Here is a 3948-nt window from a genome sequence, read left to right as displayed (position 1 = left end):
CAACCTGTTGACCGGACTAGCACGCAACACGCCGAGGCAGGAGCAGATCTGGTCGCGGCTGTTCGGTACGACTTCCGCAACGTCCGAGCAGGGAGGTTGCATGGGAGTCGTACACGGCGTTCGCGGCAGAGATGTTGCCGCGATTGTCATGCCCTCGTGGGGTGCGGTGGTCGCTGCTGACGGTGTGGTTCCGTGGCTGGTAGTCGACCCGGCTGGGGTACCCGTAGAGCCGGTCCGCCGGTTCCTGACCGACTTCGTCGCTCGGGGCTACCGACCCGGTTCAGTACGCAGCTACGCCTACGGCCTGCTGCGGTGGTGGCGCTGGCTGCAGGCCGTAGGAATCGAATGGGATCAGGCCACATCCGAGGAAGCTCGTGACCTGGTCCTCTGGCTGAAACAGGCAGCCAAGCCTCGCCGATCGCCGCGCACGTTGTCGACCGCGACCGCGGGCACGATCAATCCGATTACCCGTAAGCAATACCTCAATGACCAGTACAAACCTCGGACGGTACGACACTCGAACGCGGTGGTGCGATCGTTCTATGAGTTCTACCTCGAGATCGGTGAGGGACCGCTAGTCAATCCGGTGCCTCGGGAACACGGCCGGAACCACCGCCCGAACGAACATCACAACCCGTTGGAACCGTTTCGTCCCGAAGGGCGGGTCCGCTACAACCCGAAAGTTCCGAAGCAGAAGCCGCGAGCGATGCCTGACGAGCAGTGGAAAGAACTCTTCGCCGCACTGCGCTCCAACCGGGACCGGGCCATTGTTGCTGCTTCAGTGAGCAATGGCGCCCGCGCCACCGAACTTCTCGGCGTCCGCAGCGCTGATTTGGACTGGGGAGAACAGCTGGTGCGGGTCTTCCGCAAGGGAACCCAGGCCGAGCAGTGGCTACCGGCCAGCCCGGAAGCCTTCGTTTGGCTTCGTCTCTATTTAGCCGAACTCGGTGACCCGCTGAGCCCGGACCAACCGCTCTGGCAGACGCTTCGGCGGCGCGATCGCGGAGACGGGCTGCGGCGACAGCCGTTGAACTACGAGGCGCTGCGAGCTGTGTTCCGGCGGGTCAACACATTGCTTGGCACGAACTGGTCGATGCACGACCTACGGCATACGGCCGCGATCAGGATGAGCCGCGACGAGAAGCTGTCGCTGCGCGACGTGCAGGCCATTCTCGGCCACGCCCACCTGTCCACAACGGCCGACGTCTACATGCTCGAGGACGACGCGGAAGTCGTCCGCCGAGTCCATCTCCACCTGGCCAACCAGCACGCCCAGCCCCAGATCCCGCCAGTGACCGCGGGTTACAACGATCGGGATCTTGCCGTGTTGTTCGGAGGAGGCCTCCGATGACACGCACCACGATTGATCTCCAGGAGGCAATTTCCCGTTCCACGGTTGACGACTCGTGTGCTCATCATGCGCCTTGCAGTGCTGATCAGCTCTCGGTCGATGCAGTCCTGCGGCTGTTGCAGGAGCTTCCGACGTGGTCCACGCGGCAAGGAACGTCGCCAGGACGGCGATTGCGAGGTGCCAGCCGGGTGCTGGGCTGGTTGGAGCGCTGGCCAGGGACTGGGTGGCAAGAGCGTTGGGTCGCTGTCGGCGGCGACCAGGGACTCGAATGGATCGATCATCTCGCGGCCGAGGACCCCAGATCCGAGGACATCAACTCGCTCGAGCTTCGCATGGGCGTGAACTGGCTGTTCCTCGCACGAGTAATGCGACCGGCCTACAGCTACTTCCCCCGTTCCAAATCTCCCTTCCTCTTCGAACATGCGCCCCGTTTGATCAGCCCAGATCTGTTCGAGCACCTCGCTCAGGAGGCCGCCGCCTCGCCAATCACGTGCAGAGAGCACACCTTGGCGCGCAGGGCGCTGGTCAAACTCGCCCTGCACACTGGCAAGGAGGTCGAGCAACTCAGCGTCGAGGACATGCTCGAGTTCCGAGACTGGGCGAACCGGAATCGGAAGGCCAACAGAGGACTCGGCACAGCATGGGATCTGCTCCGTCGAGCGGGCGTGATCTCTGCGAACGGGTCCTTGCTCGAAACGACCCGACGTGGCGGACAGCGCCCGATCAGTGAACTCGTCGACTCCTACGGAGTCCGCAGCAGCACCATCCGGGAAGTGCTGATTCGGTACCTCGAAGAACGCCGGGCCAGCCTGGATTACAACTCTGTCCGCTCACTGGCCAGCCATCTTGTCGGCTTGTTCTGGGTTGACATCGAGACGCACCATCCCGGCATCGACAGCCTCGAGCTGACCGAAGACATCGCTCAAGCATGGAAACAACGTTTGCTCGTGGTCCGCACGAAGAACGGCCAGACCCGACCACGTAAGACCCGGCTGGAAACCCTGACTAAGGTGCGTGCCTTCTACCTCGACATCCAGGAATGGGCACACACAGATCCAGCATGGGTCCCCTGGGCCGTCCCCAGCCCGGTCCGCCGTGGGGACACCGACGGAATCCTCAAGGCACGGCAACAAACCACCGCGCGAATGCACCAGCGCGTTCGGGAGCGGCTCCCGCAACTGCTCGTGTTGGTGGAAACCGCTGAGAAGCACCGTGATTCCCAACGTGCGTTCCTTGAGGAAGCCAGACAAACACCCGCCGGCGGAGCGCTCGCCCACGATGGCCAGCGCTACCGACGAGTCGTCCCCAAGCAGCAGCCTGGCGGCGAGCGATACCGCGGCCCGGACACCGTGCTCGTGGAGAATATCGACACCGGCATCCGAATCGACGTGACTCAAACCGAGGACGAAGCCTTCTGGGCCTGGGGGCTGATCGAAACGCTACGGCACACCGGCGTTCGCCTGGAGGAACTGCTCGAAATCACGCATCTCGCGCTGAATTCCTACCAGCTACCCGAAACCGGAGAGCTGGTCCCGCTTCTGCAGATCGTGCCGTCCAAGAGCAACGAAGAACGGCTCCTTCTCATCAGCCCGGAGCTGGCCAGCGTCCTGGCCACCATCATCAGCAGGCTTCGTCGCGACCATGGCGGCACCGTCCCGTTGGTCGCCCGTTACGACCCTCACGAGCGGATCACCGGGCCACCGCTTCCCCACCTGTTCCAGCGCAAGAACGCCCACCGCTGGGGCGTAATGAGCTACAACACGGTTCGCCGGCTGCTCAACGACACTGTCGCCCGGACCGGACTACGGAACGCCGCGGGCGAAACGCTGAACTACACAGCCCACGACTTCCGAAGAATCTTCGCCACGGACGCTGTGACCGGCGGGCTCCCGGTTCACATCGCGGCACGACTGCTCGGCCACCACTCGGTGGCCACCACCCAGTCCTATCTCGCCGTCTTTCAGGAAGATCTCGTCCGCGCCTACAGATCCTTCTTGGATTCACGACGATCCGTTCGCCCGGAAGCCGAATACCGCGAACCGACCGAAGAAGAATGGCGCGAGTTCCAACAACACTTCCAAGCACGCAAGCTCGAGCTCGGCGACTGCGGCCGACCTTACGGAACCGGTTGCCAACACGAGCACGCGTGCCTGCGCTGCCCGATGCTGCGGGTCGCCCCGGCACAACGTCCCCGCCTCCTCACGATCCTCCAGAACCTAGACGACCGGATCACCGAGGCCAAGATGAACGGCTGGCTCGGCGAAGTCCAAGGACTCCAATACAGCCTGGCCAAGGCAAAAGAGAAGCTCGCGAACCTCGACAAAGCCATCAGCAACTCCACCGGAACTCTGACCGACCTCGGCATCCCAACACTGCGAGCACCCCTGTGACTCTTATCAAACGCAACAGAAGGGAGGTGATTCCCATTGAATGTCAACCACTTTCGACAATCAGCGCTGGACGCAGCCCGCCAAGGTTGGCATGTCTTCCCTCTTCATGAGAACTCCAAGATTCCCGCCATCAAGAAGTGGGAACAGCGGCCGACAACCGACGAAGCGCAGATCCATGCTTGGTGGCCCGACAACTCCAGGAAAAAC

General features: G+C 62.8%; 3 protein-coding genes. All 3 read left to right on the top strand.

Going from position 1 to position 3948, the window contains the following annotated elements; all coding sequences use genetic code 11:
- A partial coding sequence (locus LCD35_RS29525; RefSeq protein WP_225045305.1) for a site-specific integrase occupies nucleotides 1-1351 on the top strand: 1351 nt, incomplete at its 5' end.
- A complete protein-coding gene (locus tag LCD35_RS29520; RefSeq protein WP_225045304.1) occupies nucleotides 1348-3741 on the top strand; it encodes a site-specific integrase in 2394 nt (797 codons plus the stop codon). The genes LCD35_RS29525 and LCD35_RS29520, both read left to right, overlap by 4 nt.
- A 36-nt stretch (nucleotides 3742-3777) precedes the next feature.
- Nucleotides 3778-3948: bifunctional DNA primase/polymerase (locus LCD35_RS29515; protein WP_225045306.1), on the top strand; the 171-nt coding region annotated here is incomplete at its 3' end.

Origin of the sequence: Saccharopolyspora sp. 6V, from assembly GCF_020176785.1 — a bacterium.
GTDB classification, from domain to species: Bacteria; Actinomycetota; Actinomycetes; order Mycobacteriales; family Pseudonocardiaceae; genus Saccharopolyspora_C; species Saccharopolyspora_C gregorii.
The sequence above is the reverse complement of the archived record's forward strand: the minus strand, read 5'-3'. Positions and strand labels throughout refer to the sequence as shown.

Bases quoted from the DNA above. Each gene is read 5' to 3' on its own strand.
- LCD35_RS29520 (WP_225045304.1), top strand. From the start codon at position 1,348: ATGACACGCACCACGATTGATCTCCAGGAGGCAATTTCCCGTTCCACG.